The sequence below is a fragment of the Methylotenera sp. genome (genome assembly GCF_029945535.1).
Classification (GTDB): Bacteria; Pseudomonadota; Gammaproteobacteria; order Burkholderiales; family Methylophilaceae; genus Methylotenera.
Genome location: NZ_JAQSCU010000012.1, coordinates 57629 through 75701 on the forward strand (window position 1 = coordinate 57629; position 18073 = coordinate 75701).

18 protein-coding genes are annotated in these 18073 nt (G+C 43.3%); 7 read left to right on the forward strand and 11 right to left on the reverse strand.

From position 1 onward, the window contains the following. Positions 1-15 precede the first annotated feature (15 nt). From PSU72_RS07405 to PSU72_RS07420, 4 genes are all read right to left on the reverse strand, one after another. Positions 16-252 carry a hypothetical protein gene (locus PSU72_RS07405; protein ID WP_041359488.1) on the reverse strand — a complete coding sequence of 79 codons (237 nt, stop codon included), beginning with the start codon at positions 250-252 and terminating at the stop codon, positions 16-18. 84 nt (positions 253-336) lie between these two features. Then, positions 337-1335 (reverse strand): type I glyceraldehyde-3-phosphate dehydrogenase, encoded by a 999-nt coding sequence (gap, locus tag PSU72_RS07410; RefSeq protein ID WP_300431691.1) that lies wholly within the window; start codon positions 1333-1335, stop codon positions 337-339. Between the two features lie 156 nt (positions 1336-1491). Then, entirely contained in the window at positions 1492-3474 is a 1983-nt protein-coding gene (tkt, locus tag PSU72_RS07415; RefSeq protein ID WP_300431692.1) for a transketolase, read from the reverse strand. A 368-nt stretch (positions 3475-3842) separates the two neighbouring features. Then, positions 3843-4319 (reverse strand): calcium-binding protein, encoded by a 477-nt coding sequence (locus tag PSU72_RS07420; protein WP_300431694.1) that lies wholly within the window; start codon positions 4317-4319, stop codon positions 3843-3845. 191 nt (positions 4320-4510) lie between these two features. On the opposite strand from PSU72_RS07420, the gene PSU72_RS07425 reads away from it, so the two are divergent. Further along, entirely contained in the window at positions 4511-5362 is an 852-nt protein-coding gene (locus PSU72_RS07425) for a DNA ligase (RefSeq protein WP_300431695.1), read from the forward strand. 9 nt (positions 5363-5371) lie between these two features. Here PSU72_RS07425 and PSU72_RS07430 read toward each other — a convergent pair whose 3' ends face one another. Genes PSU72_RS07430 through PSU72_RS07440 form a run of 3 tightly spaced genes read right to left on the reverse strand, consistent with a single transcriptional unit; the run spans position 5372 to position 7576 of the window. Further along, entirely contained in the window at positions 5372-5971 is a 600-nt protein-coding gene (locus PSU72_RS07430; protein WP_300431696.1) for a chalcone isomerase family protein, read from the reverse strand. 22 nt (positions 5972-5993) lie between these two features. Further along, positions 5994-7025: a Gfo/Idh/MocA family oxidoreductase gene (locus PSU72_RS07435; RefSeq protein ID WP_300431697.1), complete on the reverse strand. Its 1032-nt coding sequence runs from the start codon at positions 7023-7025 to the stop codon at positions 5994-5996. Continuing rightward, on the reverse strand, positions 7022-7576 hold the full coding sequence (locus tag PSU72_RS07440) for a thioredoxin family protein (RefSeq protein ID WP_300431698.1): 555 nt from the start codon (positions 7574-7576) through the stop codon (positions 7022-7024). Before PSU72_RS07440 ends, PSU72_RS07435 begins: the two co-directional genes overlap by 4 nt. Before the next feature lie 148 nt (positions 7577-7724). Here PSU72_RS07440 and PSU72_RS07445 point away from each other — a divergent pair, with 148 nt between their 5' ends. The 6 genes from PSU72_RS07445 to PSU72_RS07470 all read left to right on the forward strand — a co-directional run bounded on the left by PSU72_RS07445 (position 7725) and on the right by PSU72_RS07470 (position 12719). Continuing rightward, positions 7725-8459 (forward strand): 16S rRNA (uracil(1498)-N(3))-methyltransferase, encoded by a 735-nt coding sequence (locus tag PSU72_RS07445; protein ID WP_013149076.1) that lies wholly within the window; start codon positions 7725-7727, stop codon positions 8457-8459. A gap of 128 nt (positions 8460-8587) precedes the next feature. After that, positions 8588-10198 (forward strand): amino-acid N-acetyltransferase, encoded by a 1611-nt coding sequence (gene argA / locus PSU72_RS07450; protein ID WP_300431699.1) that lies wholly within the window; start codon positions 8588-8590, stop codon positions 10196-10198. 60 nt (positions 10199-10258) lie between these two features. Continuing rightward, positions 10259-11143, forward strand: coding sequence for an acetylglutamate kinase (gene argB / locus PSU72_RS07455; protein ID WP_300431700.1), 885 nt, complete (start codon positions 10259-10261; stop codon positions 11141-11143). Position 11144: 1 nt separating this feature from the next. Next, positions 11145-11804, forward strand: a complete 660-nt coding sequence (locus tag PSU72_RS07460; RefSeq protein ID WP_300431701.1) for a pyrimidine 5'-nucleotidase — start codon at positions 11145-11147, stop codon at positions 11802-11804. 74 nt (positions 11805-11878) lie between these two features. Beyond that, positions 11879-12442: a nucleoid occlusion factor SlmA gene (gene slmA / locus PSU72_RS07465; RefSeq protein ID WP_300431702.1), complete on the forward strand. Its 564-nt coding sequence runs from the start codon at positions 11879-11881 to the stop codon at positions 12440-12442. Positions 12443-12497: 55 nt separating this feature from the next. Next, the gene (locus PSU72_RS07470) at positions 12498-12719 is read left to right on the forward strand and encodes a DUF2788 domain-containing protein (protein WP_300431703.1); all 222 of its coding nucleotides are present in this window, start codon (positions 12498-12500) and stop codon (positions 12717-12719) included. A gap of 12 nt (positions 12720-12731) precedes the next feature. Here the strand turns inward: PSU72_RS07470 and PSU72_RS07475 are convergent, their stop codons facing one another. The 4 genes from PSU72_RS07475 to lpxC all read right to left on the reverse strand — a co-directional run bounded on the left by PSU72_RS07475 (position 12732) and on the right by lpxC (position 17927). Beyond that, a complete protein-coding gene (locus PSU72_RS07475) occupies positions 12732-13940 on the reverse strand; it encodes a multifunctional CCA addition/repair protein (protein WP_300431704.1) in 1209 nt (402 codons plus the stop codon). Positions 13941-13952: 12 nt separating this feature from the next. After that, a complete protein-coding gene (locus PSU72_RS07480) occupies positions 13953-14915 on the reverse strand; it encodes a complex I NDUFA9 subunit family protein (RefSeq protein WP_300431705.1) in 963 nt (320 codons plus the stop codon). Positions 14916-14965: 50 nt separating this feature from the next. Continuing rightward, positions 14966-16924 (reverse strand): transglycosylase SLT domain-containing protein, encoded by a 1959-nt coding sequence (locus tag PSU72_RS07485; RefSeq protein ID WP_300431706.1) that lies wholly within the window; start codon positions 16922-16924, stop codon positions 14966-14968. A gap of 73 nt (positions 16925-16997) precedes the next feature. Then, complete coding sequence (gene lpxC / locus PSU72_RS07490) at positions 16998-17927, reverse strand: UDP-3-O-acyl-N-acetylglucosamine deacetylase (RefSeq protein ID WP_300431707.1); 930 nt, start codon at positions 17925-17927, stop codon at positions 16998-17000. Between the last annotated feature and the right edge of the window lie 146 nt (positions 17928-18073).

An 18073-nucleotide genomic window follows, 5' to 3' on the forward strand; every position in this document is an offset into this window, starting at 1 on the left:
ATTCACTGCTATTTCTTATGATTTTATCCAATAAAACTCGACGACCTCTTTATCACCCATCGCTTTTTCTATAATAGCGGCTAAATCTATATCCGCACCACGCGCTTTAAGCATTTCCAATGCCTCACGATTTACCCGATAATCTTGGTCATCTTTATGTTCTGCGGCTAACTCATCATTCAAAAACTTCAATTGGGCGTAGCTAATCTGGCCTAACCAACGATTATTGCTTTTATCTTTAAGCGTAATCATCTATTTCCTTACTTTTTTATTATTTGAAATCAAATCGAAATAGACTGGATACAGTCTATTTCTAATGACACTAAATGATAGCAATTACTTGGCAATATGTTGCACCAAGCGCATCAAGTTACAGGTGTAACCATACTCATTATCATACCAAGCGACTATTTTTACAAAAGTTGGATCTAATAATATGCCGGCCTCTGCATCGAATACAGATGGGCAAGTTTCACCACGGAAATCGGTAGAAACCACTTTCTCATTAGTGTAGCCAAGCACGCCTTTTAATTCGCCTTCAGAAGCCGTTTTCATGGCTTGGCAAACAGCTTCATAAGTTGCATCACTGTTCAACTCGCAAGTTAAATCAACGACTGAAACATCAGAAGTTGGTACACGGAAAGCCATACCAGTCAGTTTTTTATTTAACGCTGGAATGACTTTACCAACGGCTTTAGCCGCGCCAGTACTAGATGGGATGATATTTTCCAAAATACCGCGACCACCGCGCCAATCTTTGTTAGATGGACCATCTACCGTTTTTTGCGTTGCTGTTGCTGCATGAATCGTTGTCATCAAGCCACGTTTAATGCCAAATGCATCGTTTAATACTTTAACCACTGGCGCTAAGCCGTTGGTTGTACATGATGCAGCTGAAACAATCGCCTCACCTTTATATTCTTTGTGATTCACACCATAGACAAACATTGGTGTGTCATCTTTACCTGGCGCAGACTGCACTACTTTTTTAGCGCCTGCATCAATGTGTTTTTGGCAAGTTTCTTGTGTTAAAAAGAAACCTGTACATTCAATCACGATATCTGCCTGAACCTCATCCCACTTCAGGTTTGCTGGATCTTTTTCAGCGGTTAAACGTATCGTTTTGCCATTCACAACTAAGTGATTACCACTAACAGCCACATCGCCTTTGAAGCGACCGTGTACAGAGTCATATTTAAGCATATAAGCCAAGTAATCTGGTTCTAACAAATCGTTAATTGCGACCACTTCAATATCAGTGAAATCTTTGATTGCCGCGCGAAACACCATACGACCGATACGACCAAAACCATTAATTGCTACACGAATTGCCATGATAATTCCTAATTTTTGATGTAAATAATCGCCATGTAAACGAAAGCAAAATGATTAAATGACGTATAAAAATACTAAACTTATAAAAAAATAGGGCACCCCACAAGTGAGGTGCCCTATTAAACTAAGCAGCTAGTTAAATTACAGCACCTTAAATTACAGTACTGATTTAACCGTTGCAACTACATTTTCAACTGTGAAGCCGAAATGTTTCAACAACACACCACCAGGAGCTGATTCACCGAATGTATCGATACCAACAACAGCGCCTTCTAAACCTACATATTTACGCCAGAAGTCAGTTACACCAGCTTCAACCGCCACGCGTACAACGCCTGGAGTTAATACGCTGTCTTTGTATGCTTTATCTTGACGATCAAATACGTTAGTTGATGGCATTGAAACCACACGTACTTTAGTACCAGCAGCATTCAACTCAGCAGCCGCTTTAACCGCTAATTCAAGCTCTGAACCGTTAGCGATAATGATGACTTGTGCGCCAGCAACATCAGACAATACATAACCACCTTTGCGCATTAAATCAAATTGCGCAGCATCATGTTTCATGCCTGGCACGTTTTGACGGCTTAATACTAAGCTAGATGGACCAGTTTTGCGCTCAACCGCAGCAACCCAAGCAACAGCAGTTTCTGTTGAGTTACCTGGACGCCATACGTCCATGTTTGGAATTAAGCGTAAACCAGCAGTATTTTCAATTGGTTGGTGTGTTGGACCATCTTCACCTTGACCGATAGAGTCATGCGTCAATACAGCGATAGTGCGTTGTTTCATCAATGCCGCCATACGCAACGCGCTCTTCGCGTAGTCAGAGAACATATGGAATGTACCGCCGAATGGAATCAAACCACCGTGCAATGCCATACCGTTCATGATTGCGAACATACCGAATTCACGTACGCCGTATGAAATGTAGTTACCTGGTTTTTTAGCATCAACGTGCACAAAGCTGCCAGTTGAAGTTAGGTTAGAACCAGTCAAGTCAGCAGAACCGCCTAAGAATTCAGGTAATAATGGCGCTAATGCACCGATAACGTTTTGTGAAGCTTTACGTGTTGCAACGCCTTCAGCTTTTTCGTTTGTAGCTGCGATGATTGCATCAGTTGCCGATTTCCAGTTAGCTGGTAAATCACCTGCCATGCGGCGTGTATATTCAGCAGCTTCCGCCGGGAATGCTTTTGCGTATGCTGCAAATTTATCATTCCATGAAGATTCAGCGGCTGCGCCTTTAGCAGTTGCATCCCATCCAGCATATACGTCAGCAGGAATGACGAATGGCTCGTGGTTCCAACCGATGTTTGCACGTGTCGCTGCAACTTCTTCTAAACCTAATGCAGAACCGTGGCAATCATGTGAACCAGATTTGTTTGGTGAACCCATACCAATAACTGTTTTACAGCAGATCAATGATGGTTTGTCTGTTACTTTTTTAGCAGCAGCGATTGCAGCTCCGATTGCAGCAACATCATGACCATCTACTGACTGAACATGCCAGCCGTATGATTCAAAACGTTTCGCTGTATCGTCTGTGTACCAACCTTCAATGTGACCATCGATAGAAATACCGTTGTCATCCCAGAATGCTGTTAATTTGCCTAAGCCCCAAGTACCAGCTAAAGCACAAGCTTCGTGAGAAACGCCTTCCATCATACAACCGTCACCTAAGAACACGTATGTGCTATGGTCAACGATTTCATGGCCTGGTTTGTTAAATTGATGCGCCATTAATTTTTCAGCCATTGCGAAACCAACACCGTTTGCAATACCTTGGCCTAGTGGGCCAGTTGTTGTTTCAACGCCTGGTGCATAGCCATATTCTGGGTGACCAGCACATTTTGAATGTAATTGACGGAATGTTTTGATTTCGTCCATTGGCAATGCATAACCTGTGAGGTGTAGCAATGAGTAGATCAACATTGAACCGTGGCCATTTGAAAGCACGAAACGATCGCGATTTGACCAGTTTGGATTTTTTGGGTTATGGCTTAGATGGTGATTCCAAAGCTCTTCTGCAATTTCTGCCATGCCCATAGGCGCGCCTGGGTGACCAGAGTTAGCCTTCTGTACCGCATCCATAGATAACGCACGGATGGCGTTGGCTAGGTCTTTACGTGTTGCCATAAATTTCTCCCTAATAATTAACTTGTAGTTTTACGATTCGAATCTGACTAACTAATTGCTTGAACATCACTGCAAGTCTTATAGAAAATCGAACAAAACCTTGATTGAATTCTTTAAAAAGCCAGCGTATTGCACTGCTTTTTGGTAAAAGTGAAATTATTGCTTAATTACCCTTTTTCGGCAAGGGCTTAGGCTGTATTTGGTGTGTAGAAAATAATATTTTTAGCATTTAACTCAATTGATTATTTATTTATTGCGTAAATTACGTCCATAAAAAAGCCAGCGGGTGTGCTGGCTTTATAAATTGAAGCACGTACTTAAAAAAATAAGTCATCAGTTTGACGAATTATTTTTTTCACGAGGTTTAACTACAAAAGCTTAGCGGCCCATTCTTGGGCAGTTATCTCTTTGTCGCCTGAAGTATCTTTATGTGCAAAAATGGTCTGATGGTAAGCTAAAAACTCCGCTCTTGTGACCTTATGGTCGCTATCAGCATCCATCATTCCCATCATTTTCATTGAGCGAAGCTCACGACTATAACCACCTGTTGCAAGATCAAGCTTAGAATGTTTAGCTGGTCCAGCCCATTCTTTTGCATCAACTGAACCATCTTTGTCTTTATCAAGCTCTTCGAAAATACTATTGTAATAAGTATCCGCTTCGGCAGCTGTCACCATGTGATTGCCATCAGCATCTAACATTTTCATCATGCCCATTTTGCTAAACTCACGTGCATAACCACCCGTACTTAACATTGCATCTGCCGCAAAAGCTGGTGCCGATAGAACGCCTGCTGAAAGTAAGGTTGCTACCACTAATACTACGTTTTTAATTTGAATGTTCATCTTAATATCTCCTGAATAACCACTATTTGAAAAATAATTTTGCTAGCAAGCCGAATTTAGCTGGCAACCATTAGTCTTCTGGCGCATCAAGTTCCTTACAGTTAATTATTATTTTTCAGAAACATCTTAAGCTCAACACTAATTAACTCCTTAATTTTTGTTTATTACCTTAAACTATCTTAATGAAATCTATGCGCCATTTATTTTTAATTCTGATCGCAAGCGCGACTTTCTCAGCCTTATTCGCTACACAAATTAACGCCAAACAAAATGACTCCAACGTCTTGCTCGCGAAGGTTTATCAGCCAGGCACGAACGTACAGCAATACTTGGTCAGTGAGAAGTTTGATGGTGTGCGTGCAGTATGGGATGGCAGCACTTTTCATACGCGTACAAATCATGTCATTGCGGCGCCAGCATGGTTCACTAAAGGCTTACCTACAACACCGCTTGATGGCGAACTTTGGCTTGGACACGGCAAATTCGAGGCACTTTCTGGCGCGGTAAGAAAAGATGTGCCGATTGACGAAGAATGGCGTGGCATCTCCTACATGGTATTTGAATTACCAAATGCAACAGGCACATTTGCAGAGCGTGCAAAACGTATTGTCAGCATCGTAAAACTGGCAAATACTCCACATCTAAAAACTGTAAAACAATTTAAAGTGAATGACGAAGTAACGTTACACAAACTGCTTAAACAAATTGTTGCTCAAGGTGGCGAGGGGCTAATGCTGCATCGCGCCGACGCACCTTATGTGACAGGCCGTAGCGATGTGCTGCTTAAGTTAAAATTGTTATACGATGCCGAAGCGACCGTAGTGGCGCATACCGCTGGTCAAGGGAAATATAAAGGCAAGCTTGGGGCGCTAGAGGTAGAAACACCAGAAGGCATACGCTTTAAGTTAGGGACAGGCTTCACCGATGCGCAACGGGAAAATCCGCCAACAATTGGCAGCACCGTTACCTACACTTATCGTGATAAAACTAAAGCCGGCAAGCCAAAGTTTGCCAGCTTTTTACGAGTTCGCAATGAGCAATGAGCAATGACGCTACTGCCCAAGTAACGACTTTTTTAAACTAGTATCAACCGCATGATCGCCTAGCCAAACACGCAATAAAGCTTGATTGAACAACTCGCCGTCAATTTTACCTAGCAACCTGCCATTCAAACTCACTTGCGTGCCTGCTGTTGTGCAGTCCAGCAGAATCACATCACCCTCTTTCACTTCTTTTGCCGATACCATCATTTTTTGGAATATCTTCATTTGCGCGTCAATCGAAGTCATTTCAGCCTGAGTATTATTGTCGGCAAAACCTTCGTTCATACCATCCAACAACTGCTCTGAACTTACATCGCGTAAAAAATGCATAGAAATACGCTTATTGCCATGATCATTGATCACGGCATTTGCATCGCTTTGCTTTTGCGGCAAATAAAGGGCACCAGCATAGACCTTAAACATCATCTTGGTCCGTAAGCCAGCGCCATTTAACACCAAAGTGCTGCTGCCGACTTGCGCGGTTTCATCAATCTTTACACCTTTGACTTCTAATGCCTGAGCAGAAATAGTAAGCGCTAGCAATATTGCAAAAATTGAGCTTTGAGCAAGCGCCTGTTTAACACCAAGCTTACTAAATCTAGATTTCATAAAAGTACCTTTAGCATTCAATTTAAGCCAAGCTCACTCGAGCGCCACTGCTTATAGACTGCAAAACTGCCTCTATCACTTTGCAGTTGGCTTTCGCGTCAGCAAAGCTTAGATGCGGCGTTGTATTATTAATTACACAATCGCCGAAATGCTCGATCTCCAAAGTAAAATGATTACTTGGCGCGAAGCGCTCTTCTGCATACTTACCATCTTCCAGCGCCCATGAAATCACAGGTACATCGTTTTGAAACACCCAAGCGGCATGGCACTTCACCCAACCTTTAGTGCCGATGATTTCATATTCTGATTTACGACTACGCTCAAAGCTAATATCAAAATGACCGAATCGGGCACGGCCTTCTGCATCGTTACCAAAATCCAGCACGCCACTAGTGACAATATCCGCGCCAACTTCATTTAGCTTGGCATGCGCGATCACGCTTTTAGGCTCCAAACCGCCATTCAAACCAAACGCCCAACGCAAAGAATGAATCGCATACGGGCCAATATCCCACATTGCGCCGCCGCCCTCTTTCACGCCGCTAGCAATGCGGTACATACGAGCTGGACGCATCAAAAATGAGTAAGACGCTTTGCATGACAATACGTCACCTATTAAACCCGACTCAACAATCGCTTTGACCCGCGCATGCTGCGGATGAAAGCGATACATGAAACCTTCCATCACTTTTACATTGTTTTTAATCGCAGCTGCTTCTATCGCTTCAATATCTGCCACAGTTAACGCCATTGGTTTTTCTATCAACACATGCTTACCTGCATTGATGGCTTTAAGCGCCCATTCTGCGTGCTCGTTGTTCGCCATCGGACAGTAAATCGCATCGACGTTTTTATCATGAATAAGCGCATCCATGTCGTCATAACAGATGACGTTTTGATGGCAAGGCGCATATTTATCCAAGGTAGCTTTTGCCGCACCTGCACGACGACTTGCGATAGCAACCAATTCCGCATTAGACGCTTCAATAATCGCAGGAAGCAAGCGCTCATTAACACGCGCTGCGCCTAAAATTCCCCATTTAACTTTACTCATAAATTACTCCACTTAATACTGCATCCGATACTAGCAACTTGCTCTTTAGGACCGACTCCTGTTTCAGCGATTTGCTTCATGGCGTGAAACAAGTCGCGCGTGCTATGGGGCGCGGTGTCTTTGCGCGACTCATCGAAGCGGCCACGATATTGCAACTCAGCCTTATTATTAAATCCAAAGAAATCTGGTGTGCATACGGCGTTGTAGGCTTTAGCCACCGATTGAGTTTTATCCCACAAATAGGGAAATGAAAACTCCATTTGATGCGCGACTTTTTGCATATTTTCGAAGCTATCTTCTGGGTAATCTGCTGGGTCATTAGACATAATCGCCACAGTGTTAACACCCAGCATTTTGAGCTCGAGCACATCATTGACCAACCTTGGGAAAATAGCTTTTACATATGGGCAGTGATTACAAATGAACATCACTAACAAGCCATTTTTACCCATGATTAGGTCACGTGAAATCATGCTGCCATCAATATTTTGTAGACTAAAATCTGGCGCTTGCCAGCCAAAATCACATACAGGTGGGTTTACACTAGCCATAAAAAACTTTCATCATAGTTAGAATATATAGGCCTTATGATACTTTATTCCTGTGCAAGCGGGAATCTAGCGTCAGATTTAAAATCAAAGCCAATTTCCAGTTGCGCAGCAATGACTGGCATTAGCTTTTCAATATAGAATGACGGTTATGAGTAATTTACGATTTTTTAGCACTGAAGATTTGGTCATTGGCGCAACGGTCAAACTGTCTGAAAATGCCGCCACCCATGCCACGCGAGCGCTTCGCTTAAATGCGGGTGATCTCATTCACTTGTTTAATGGCGATGGTTTTGACTATGCTTGTGAGTTAATTGTAGTTAAAAAAAGTGAAGTGATTGCCAAGATTAATGCTAGCCAAGCACGTGATACAGAATCGCCACTCAACATCACTTTACTGCAGGGCATCTCTAGTGGCGACCGCATGGATTACTCCATTCAAAAGGCAGTGGAGTTAGGTGTAAAGCAAATACAGCCAATTGCTACCGAGCGTAGCGTGGTTAAACTCTCTGCTGAGCGTGCAGAAAAACGGTTAGAGCATTGGCAAAACATAGTGATTTCCGCCTGCGAGCAATGTGGTCGCGCGACGATTCCTCAAGTACTAGCGCCAAAAACCTTAGCTAATTGGTTATCGAGTAATTCAGCCTCTAGCGCTACCCGCATTTTGCTTAACCCAATAGGCGCAAAACGCTTAGCAGAACTGGATAAACCGAGCGGTGAAATTCAATTACTGATTGGCGCTGAGGGTGGCTTAAGCCAAGCAGAAATCAATTTAGCCCTATCGCAGGATTTTCAATCAGTGATTCTCGGCCCAAGAATTTTACGCACAGAAACCGCAGGCCCGACTGCGATTGCCACACTACAGTCGCTTTGGGGGGATTTTTAGCGGGTTTAGATACAAAGAGTTTAAGTTTAAAACAAGCCACCTATAAATAATTTGCATTATTTACATATATATTTTATATTATTGTAATAATTACATTTTATACTGTGAATTTACACTAAGTCATCACTATGTCTATTGGTCACTCTATACGCTTTCGGCGCAAGTCGCTGAACATCACACTGCAATCTCTCGCCAATCAAGTAGGGGCAGACGCTGGTAATTTGTCGCGCATTGAGCGCGGCGAATTAGGCATTAACGAAAATACTTTACGCAAAGTCGCTGAGGCGCTCAATTGCACCCCAGCTTATTTGTATGCGCAAAGTGATATGCCAAAAACAGCTTTATCTGTGCAAGAACATCACCAGCCATACCTCACAACTTTATCGCAAGTGCCTAGCAAAAACAGCACCTCAAACATTAAAGATTTCGTACAGTGGTTTAGGTCTGTTGCGCCGTACATACATGCGTTTGGTGGCAGAACTTTTGTGATTGCATTCGGCGGCGAAGTGGTTGATGAAAAGCAATTTGTTGCACTTTCACATGACTTAAACTTACTCGCCAGCTTAGAGGTCAGGTTAGTGTTAGTACACGGCGCACGTCCACAAATTGAAAAGCGCCTACGTCGCGACAAACTGTCACCTAAGTTTGTGAATGGTCTGCGCGTCACAGACGATGCCGCAATGGAAGCCGTAAAAGAGGCCAATGGCGCGATTCGCGTTGAAATTGAAGCACTGCTGTCTATGGGTTTGGTGAATTCACCGATGGCAGGCTCTGACATTAGGGTGGCGAGTGGTAACTTTGTCACCGCAAAACCGATGGGCGTACGCAATGGCATCGATTTACAACACACAGGTGAAGTACGTCGGGTTGATGCAATCGGCATCCAAAAACGTCTTGATGACAACGAACTAGTGCTGTTATCGCCACTGGGTTATTCCCCCACAGGTGAGGCATTCAATTTAAGCTTAGAAGACGTAGCGGTGAGCGCTGCCGTTGCGCTAGATGCTGACAAGCTGATTTTTTTGATGGATTCCGAAGGCGTACATAATCTACGCGGCGAATTATTGCGTGAAATGACCGCAGGTAAAGCTAAAAATCTACTACGTAACGTCGAAGGCAATGAACAAGCAATCAACATTTCTGAAGACATTAATTACTACTTACCTGCCGCGGTAAGGGCTTGTGAACACGGTGTGGCACGTACTCACCTGATTTCGCGGCATATTGACGGCGCGATTATTCAAGAGTTGTTCACACTAGATGGTATCGGCACCATGGTGACCGAGCTTAGTTTAGAAAGCATGCGTCAAGCCAATATTGACGACGTAGGCGGCATATTAAAGCTGATTGAACCGCTAGAAGCCGAAGGCTTTTTAGTACGGCGCGGACGCGAACATATTGAAATGGAAATCGAACACTTTTATGTGATGGAACACGACAATCGCATTATTGGTTGTGCAGCTTTGTATCCATTTAGCGCTGAGCGCACTGCTGAATTCGCCTGCCTCGCGATTGACCCAGCCTACAGAGGCGGCGGCCGTGGCGATAAATTATTTTATTACTGCGCTAGCCAAGCCAAGGAATTAGGTTTTAAAAGCTTATTCTGCCTAACTACACGTACTGAACACTGGTTTTTAGAACGTGGGTTTAAGGAACAGAATGTAGAAAAACTACCTGCTGAGAAACAGAAACTTTACAACTTTCAGCGTAAATCAAAGGTGTTTAGCAAAACTTTATAAGCAAATTTTAGATACAATGACACAAATCGCATTTACAAAATTTAAGCTCATGGAAAACTTATGTTAAGCCAAACAACTGCTGCAAAAAAAGCTCGCACACTCGCCGAAGCACTACCTTATATCAAACGCTTTTTTGATAAAACTATTGTCATCAAATACGGCGGAAACGCTATGACAGACGAGCATCTTAAAGAATGTTTCGCTCAAGATGTTGTATTGCTAAAGCTGGTTGGCATGAACCCTGTGGTCGTGCATGGCGGCGGTCCGCAAATCAACGAAATGTTAGATAAGCTCGGCAAAAAAGGTGAGTTTATCCAAGGCATGCGTGTGACCGATGCTGAAACTATGGACGTGGTTGAAATGGTGCTTGGCGGTCAAGTCAATAAAGAAATTGTGAACTTGATAAACCGTCATGGCGGTAAAGCGGTTGGATTAACTGGTCAAGATGGCAACTTCATTCACGCCCAAAAGCTGCTAATGGAAGATATGAACGACCCATCAAAAATGATTGATATTGGTCAAGTTGGTGAAATCACCGCGATTGATCCGAGCATTATCAACTTTTTAGATAAAGGCGACTTCATTCCAGTGGTTGCACCGATTGGCGTAGGTGCTGATGGTGAAACCTATAATATCAATGCTGATGTTGTGGCAGGCAAGCTTGCGGAAATCTTAGGTGCTGAGAAATTAATCCTGCTGACTAATACGCCAGGTGTATTGGATAAAAGCGGCGAGTTATTGACAGGCTTAACTCCAAAACAAATTGATGACTTAGTTGCAGATGGCACGTTATCAGGCGGCATGTTACCTAAAATCAGCTCAGCATTAGATGCAGCACGCAGCGGCGTAAAAGCAGTACATATTATTGATGGTCGTGTAGAACATGCATTGCTACTGGAAGTATTGACGGACGAAGGTGTGGGTACGCTAATTAAGGCTAAGTAAATTGGGTGCAAACTGTAGTGCAAGCGGCAGGAGTGCTAGAGTCTGGATTTTCGATCTAGATGATACCTTGCACAATGCATCTGCACACATCTTTCCAGTGATGAATCGTACCATGACGAAATATATCATGGACAATCTGACCTTAGATGAAACGGCTGCGCATCAGTTACGCCAGCACTATTGGCGTATTTATGGCGCTACGCTTAAAGGCTTGATGCGCCATCACGGCACTAGCCCACAGCACTTTCTTGAAGAAACGCACAAATTTTTAGATTTGCCAGAGATGGTGCTTGAAGTAAAACGTTTGCGCCACATGCTGCAAAGCCTTTCAGGACGTAAGTTAGTGTTCACAAACGCGCCTAAAAGCTATGCTATGCGTGTGCTGAATATTCTGGGCATTAGCGATTGTTTTGAACTTGTATTTAGTGTGGAATCAACCAAATTTCATGCGAAGCCTTCTATACGCGGCTTTCAAATGCTACTCAAAACCATCAAAGTAAAAGCCAGTGATTGCACAATGCTAGAAGACAGCCTGCCTGCCTTGATGACCGCAAAACGTTTAGGCATGAAAACAATCTGGGTGACAAAAAAACTACAAAAACCAAATTTTGTGGATTATCGATTAAGTGAAGTGTTAGCACTTACTCACCTTAAGTTATAATTTGCAAAATTTAATAACCAGAACTAAATAACAAGTTTAATAAAAAGTTTAGAAAAAATTCTTAGGGGAAAAAGATGGCAGGGGAACGCAAGCAGCAGATTCTGGAAACGCTCGCTAAAATGCTAGAGACGCCAAAGCGTGAGAAAATCACAACCGCATCACTTGCGGCAAAACTTGAAGTGAGTGAAGCTGCGCTTTACCGCCACTTTGCCAACAAAGCCCAAATGTTTGAGGGCTTAATTTCATTTATTGAGGAAACAGTTTTTGGTTTAATTAATAAAATTGGTACCGAAGAAACAGATGGCTTGAGACAAATTCAACGCACAATTACCATGCTACTCGCGTTTGCTGAAAAAAATCCGGGTATGACACGCGTGCTAATTGGCGATGCATTAGTCAATGAGGATGAGAAACTTCAGGTACGCATCAACCAACTTTATGACAGAATTGAAGTCACACTCAAGCAAAGCTTACGCATTGCTGAAACGCAAAGTGGCAGCAAGGGCGATGCAGAAGCACAGGCTAACCTAATTGTCTGTTACATCATTGGTCGCTGGCAGCAGTTTGCTAAAAGTGGCTTTAAGCGCAAACCAACTGAGTATGTACAGCAACAAATTACTACACTTATCAATTATTAAGTGTGAATTATTAATCAGTTTGATCAAACAAAATTTATAACACTGGGGACTTAAATTGCAAGGCACGATATTTGGATTTACAGAAGCACAAATTAGCCAATTCGGTATGAATTATGCCGTTACTGGGTTAATGTTGTTAATGATGGTGATTGTCGGAAAACTCGCTTGGGATTCAAAAGCGGGGAAGTTTGGTGGTATCGCGTTATTTATTGGGTTAACGCTTGGCGTTGCTGGATTTGTAATCAAGCTTCTAATTGAACATTTTTTAAAAATATAAGCCTACTCGCGATTACAAGGCCTGCTTTACAGCCTTGAGTCTTGCTTCAAATACAGCCGCTTTTATTTTTTCCGGCTCGGAATATGCACTCGCAATAGCACCCGCATCTACACTAGATGCGGCTTCTAGCACTTTAAGCATTAAATCTGCAGCGGGTGTTGCGCAGTTTTCAAAACCTGTTCGCCCACGTGAGTCTGCCTCACAAGCTTTTAGAAAGTCTTTAAATCTAGCAGGTTGGCGAATCGCATCTAGCTCGACTAGAAACTCTAATAAGGTACTTGGTTTCATTTGAGGCGCTTGGTGCAATTTGCCATGGAACTTAGCCACAATATTGCCAAGTTCTTTACAATCGTTAGGCACACGTAAACGCTTACATAGCGCTTTAAGCAAACTCGCGCTACGCTCTTCATGGCCAATATGCCGAGGTAATATCTCTGCTGATGTAGTGCCTTTACCTAAATCATGCATCAAAGCAGCAAAGCGCACTGGTAAGCTAAAGTTCTGCTTGGCAGCATAATCTATCACCATCATCACATGTACGCCTGTGTAGACTTCAGGATGATGCTGTGGCGGCTGTGGTACACCCCAAAGCTTGTCTAATTCAGGCATTATTTTTTTTAGTGCGCCGCAAGCGCGTAACACATCAAACATGCGGCTTGGTTTAGCTTCCATCAAGCCTTTAGCAAGCTCTTGCCATACGCGCTCTGCAACCAAAGCATCCACCTCACCTGCGCTCACCATGTCTTGCATCAGTTGATTGGTTTCTGAGGCTACGCTAAAGTCTGCAAATCTGGCTGAAAGGCGTGCTGCACGAAGGATGCGCACAGGATCTTCAGCAAAAGCAGCACTCACGTGGCGCAAAGTTTTAGACTGAATATCCGCTAAGCCTTGGTATGGATCAATCAACTGACCATCTGCAGATTTTGCAATGGCATTAATGGTTAAATCGCGACGTGCCAAATCCTCTTCTAAAGTCACATCTACTGAAGCATGTACGGCAAAGCCTTTATAGCCTTTTGCAGTTTTGCGTTCAGTACGGGCTAATGCATACTCATCATGCGTTTTAGGATGTAAAAATACAGGAAAGTCTTTGCCTACGGGTTTATATCCCGCAGCTTCCATTTCTTCTGGCGTGCTGCCGACCACCACATAGTCTTTATCTTTTACAGATAAACCCAGCAACTCATCACGTACTGCGCCACCGACCAAATAAATCTGCATGACGCGACCTATTTACCTAGCGGCGTTGCGACGAAAGCGATCATAAGCGCCACGCGGTGTTTGATCGACCAAGTATTGTGGAATCACTGTTTCCATCGCAGTAGGAGTGATATTGAATAACGCAGGGAAAGCTTGTTCACTCACACTATCAATTTCCATAGAACGCACGTTGTCACGCGACATTAGCTTAACGGGCATCAGCTCCATCATAAACGCTTGCGCATATGAAAGTTTGTCACACAAGCCAATAATTGGTCGCTGTACTTGCAGTGCATTCATCACAGTGTTAACCAACTCACGGAAGGTATACACCTTTGGCCCAGCTAATTCGTAGATTTGACCATAAGTTGCGTCATTTGCGATGCTCGCAACAAAGCAACTAGCCACATCTTCCACCCAAACTGGTTGAAATTTTGCGTTGGGTTTGGCCAACATGACGACGGGTAAGGTTTTGATCAGTGCTGCGAATAAATTAATAAAACTATCGCCTCGACCAAAAATAACAGAAGGCTGAAATATTGTGATATTTAATTGATTTTGAAATTCAAGCAAAGCCGCTTCACCTGCGCCTTTAGAGCGCAAATACTGACTCGGCGCGCTTTTAGCTGCTTTTAAACTGCTCATATGAATCAAGCGTTTAATGTTTAAATCTACACAGATTTTTGCTAACTGCGCAGGCAATTGATGATGAATGGCATTAAAAGTTGAATGGTGGCTTTGATGCAATATACCTAGCAAGTTAATGACGACATCTGACCCTCTTAAAGCTGAGTTCAGTGATTGGTAGTCGTTGACATTGCACTCTTGCACCTGAACATTTGGCAGCAAGAATAAATGCTTGGCAGAATCCCTACGGCGCGTCAGCACTTTGACTGAGTACCCTGCTGCATCGAGCTTGGCAACAATCGCGCTACCCACAAAGCCTGAGCCGCCTAATACACACACTTCTTTTAATTGATCTGTTGTTTTAAACATTGGTGTTCCTAACCTATACTTCCAAAAAATAACCGTATCACTTTACTCTGTTACTGATCATCGTCTGCACTGATGTCTTCTGGCTTACCAGTACCAGGAATAATGCCTAAGCGTGCTTTTAATGTTTGAATTTTTACATTCTTATTTTCGCTGACTAGACGTGGTGCGTAAATCTGTGCATTGGCCATCACTTTTTGTACGTAGGTTCTAGTTTCAGCAAATGGAATACTTTCAATATAAATTGCCGCTTCCATCGGCTCAGTCGCTTGCCATCGTTTTGCACGACTTGGACCTGCATTATAGCCAGCAGTTGCCATCACAGCTTGGCCTCCCATCAAATCTAAGGTGTAGCGCATGTAGTACGTGCCGAACTCAATATTAGTGCTCAAATCATGAATCATACTATTGTTATAACTATTCATGCCCATGCGCTTAGCCACCCATTTAGCCGTTGCTGGCATTAGTTGCATTAAACCTGCAGCTCCCACGCCTGATTTCGCGTAGTGCATAAAACGGCTTTCTTGACGTGTAATACCATATACCCAAGACTCATCCAAACCTACCTCATTGGCTGATTTACGAAACAAATCCCGATAGGGTGTTGGGTAGCGTAAATTAAAATTATGGGTTTGCTTGGTGTTGTCGGCAGTGCTAATTGCAACGTCGTACCATTTTTGGCGCAAAGCGAATTCAGCGGCAGCTAGTAACTCCCTGTCATCATAATGTCGTGTTGCCCAAAGCCATTCTGCCTTGGCTTCCCAACGCATATCCAAACGTTGCAGTTCAAGTGCACGTTTGATTTCTGGCTGGCTTGCTATCGCGGTGACTTCATTATCTGTCACTTTATATTCTATAGCTTGGCTGCTCATCACGCTTTCTAGCTCTTCCGCAGCTAACCAGCCATAGTAGTGGCGCTCAGTTGAGAGCTTACTGAATATTGTATTAGACTCAACCAAATCACCCGTTTCTCTTAACGCTCGCGCCTTCCAATAACGCCAAGCGCTCTCTTCTTGCTGCTTGGTACTCATAGCAGCAATAGTTTTCAACACCACAGGCCAATTTTGAGCGCGTAAAGCGGCACGCACTTCCCATGCGAGCTGTTCTTTGTCTAAGACACTATTTTCCGCCAAAGCATAAAACTCAAGTGCTTGTGGATTGTGCCCACGCGCAGCATGGTAGGCGATACGCCCCCAGCCAAAAGCTCGATTATCAATATCAAATAGACTTTGCACTTTACTGTAAGTGCTAATCGCTGCATCTACTTTACTACGTGCCAAACGGTCAAGCGCGTATAGATTTACTTCTGCACCAAAGCGCGTTTTAAAAGAGACAGTTTTTTTCTCTAATATAAGCTGTGGCGACTGATAAGCTTTATCGAGCAGTTTGAGCGTAGTTGGCTCCACATTGGGCAAACGGGTAATCACACTTTTAGCTAAGCTCAATTTGCCATCTTGCAACGCAAGCCTGAATCTTGCCCAAATATCATCATTAGTGAGTGCACCTGACTTTTGTAACGCATCAAACAATTGATTGCAATTGCTCGGCAAGTCGGCACTTGTCATCCACAAAGTTTTAGCCTGACTTGCCACTTCAAGATCGGCTAATTGAGTATGACCAAGCATTGCATAGCATTGCACGGCAATATCTTCGCGCTGGAAATTGTTGAGCTCTTCAAAAAACGGTCCCCAATTTTCACTTTTAGCCAGCTTTTTGAGCCACTCGCCGCGAACACGGTCGGTGAATGGCATATCCACATACTTAGCTAAAAAATTCTGGACTTCTTCATCTCTGGCTTGATCCATATTGAGCAGCATCAACCAGTAATCGGCATACGGTGCCAATATATATTGCTGCGTATTCAGCTGTGCGACATCTTCGGTAAGTGCAATTGTGTTCTTTGCGGCGTAAGAATCACGCGCATGTTGAAACAAGGCTTCATCTGATAAGGCGAAGGCTTGGCTTGAAAGTGTGATGGTTACTAACGCTAGTAAAAGGCGAGTAAATATCATGATACGCCCCTTGTTTGATGATACTGGTTGCGATGCCAGTTCGATATTAAGTTTATTCGTAAAATTAGGTGTATTAGTAAACTGGCGCAGCAAACAGCTGCGTTTCTGGCGTCGAAAAAGTTTCCGGCGCATCTTCTTGTTTTTCAAATGTTGCATATTCCCATGCGGTTTCATCTTGCATAAGCGCACGTAACAATTGGTTATTCAGTGCGTGGCCTGATTTATAAGCGTAGAAAGCGCCCAAAATTGGGTGCCCCAACATGTATAAGTCACCAATCGCATCTAATACTTTGTGTTTTGCAAATTCGTCGTCATAACGCAAACCATCGTCATTAATCACGCGATACTCATCTAACACTATGGCGTTATCTAGACTTCCACCACGCGCCAAACCATTGGAACGTAAATATTCAACTTCGTGCATAAAACCAAAAGTACGCGCACGACTAATTTCTTTAATGTAAGAGTCTTCAGCAAAATCGATTTTTACCTGACTTCCTGAATTTTCAAATACTGGGTGATTGAAATTGATAGTGAAATCGACTTTAAAACCGTGATAAGGCTCAAAGCGCACCCATTTATCGCCATCAATCACTTCAACTGTTTTTTTAACGCGTATAAATTTTTTAGCTGCGGCTTGTTCAACAATGCCAGCTTCTTGCAATAAATATACAAATGGGCCTGAACTACCATCCATAATCGGTATTTCAGAAGCATCTACTTCGATATAAACATTGTCCACGCCTAAACCAGCAAGCGCAGACATAATATGTTCAACAGTTGCAACACGCGCGCCATTGGCCTCTAACGCAGAACACAAACGTGTGTCATGCACTGCATTAGGAGTCGCTAAGATTTCATTGGGTTGAGGCAGATCAACCCGTTTGAAAACAATACCAGTATCGGCTGCAGCTGGGCGCAGGGTAAGAGTAACCTTTTCGCCGTTGTGCAGACCAACGCCAGTGGCGCTAATCGCTTTTTTTAATGTACGTTGCTTTAACATCAATATTCCTAATTTCTAAAACTCCAAGTTCCAAATCCTAAGTCCGCGTCACTTACAAAAAGTAACATTTACCTTAGTAATCAAGCAAATAGTAGCATATTTTATGCAGTTTCTCTAAGGCGCATTAGCCGCCCCAATGCCAAGCA

What these genes read in the sequence shown, in the direction of transcription:
- PSU72_RS07405 (WP_041359488.1), bottom strand. Translation starts at nt 252, where the DNA reads ATGATTACGCTTAAAGATAAAAGCAATAATCGTTGGTTAGGCCAGATT.
- gap (WP_300431691.1), bottom strand. Translation starts at nt 1,335, where the DNA reads ATGGCAATTCGTGTAGCAATTAATGGTTTTGGTCGTATCGGTCGTATG.
- tkt (WP_300431692.1), bottom strand. Translation starts at nt 3,474, where the DNA reads ATGGCAACACGTAAAGACCTAGCCAACGCCATCCGTGCGTTATCTATG.
- PSU72_RS07420 (WP_300431694.1), bottom strand. Translation starts at nt 4,319, where the DNA reads ATGAACATTCAAATTAAAAACGTAGTATTAGTGGTAGCAACCTTACTT.
- PSU72_RS07425 (WP_300431695.1), top strand. Translation starts at nt 4,511, where the DNA reads ATGCGCCATTTATTTTTAATTCTGATCGCAAGCGCGACTTTCTCAGCC.
- PSU72_RS07430 (WP_300431696.1), bottom strand. Translation starts at nt 5,971, where the DNA reads ATGAAATCTAGATTTAGTAAGCTTGGTGTTAAACAGGCGCTTGCTCAA.
- PSU72_RS07435 (WP_300431697.1), bottom strand. Translation starts at nt 7,025, where the DNA reads ATGAGTAAAGTTAAATGGGGAATTTTAGGCGCAGCGCGTGTTAATGAG.
- PSU72_RS07440 (WP_300431698.1), bottom strand. Translation starts at nt 7,576, where the DNA reads ATGGCTAGTGTAAACCCACCTGTATGTGATTTTGGCTGGCAAGCGCCA.
- PSU72_RS07445 (WP_013149076.1), top strand. Translation starts at nt 7,725, where the DNA reads ATGAGTAATTTACGATTTTTTAGCACTGAAGATTTGGTCATTGGCGCA.
- argA (WP_300431699.1), top strand. Translation starts at nt 8,588, where the DNA reads ATGTCTATTGGTCACTCTATACGCTTTCGGCGCAAGTCGCTGAACATC.
- argB (WP_300431700.1), top strand. Translation starts at nt 10,259, where the DNA reads ATGTTAAGCCAAACAACTGCTGCAAAAAAAGCTCGCACACTCGCCGAA.
- slmA (WP_300431702.1), top strand. Translation starts at nt 11,879, where the DNA reads ATGGCAGGGGAACGCAAGCAGCAGATTCTGGAAACGCTCGCTAAAATG.
- PSU72_RS07475 (WP_300431704.1), bottom strand. Translation starts at nt 13,940, where the DNA reads ATGCAGATTTATTTGGTCGGTGGCGCAGTACGTGATGAGTTGCTGGGT.
- PSU72_RS07480 (WP_300431705.1), bottom strand. Translation starts at nt 14,915, where the DNA reads ATGTTTAAAACAACAGATCAATTAAAAGAAGTGTGTGTATTAGGCGGC.
- PSU72_RS07485 (WP_300431706.1), bottom strand. Translation starts at nt 16,924, where the DNA reads ATGATATTTACTCGCCTTTTACTAGCGTTAGTAACCATCACACTTTCA.
- lpxC (WP_300431707.1), bottom strand. Translation starts at nt 17,927, where the DNA reads ATGTTAAAGCAACGTACATTAAAAAAAGCGATTAGCGCCACTGGCGTT.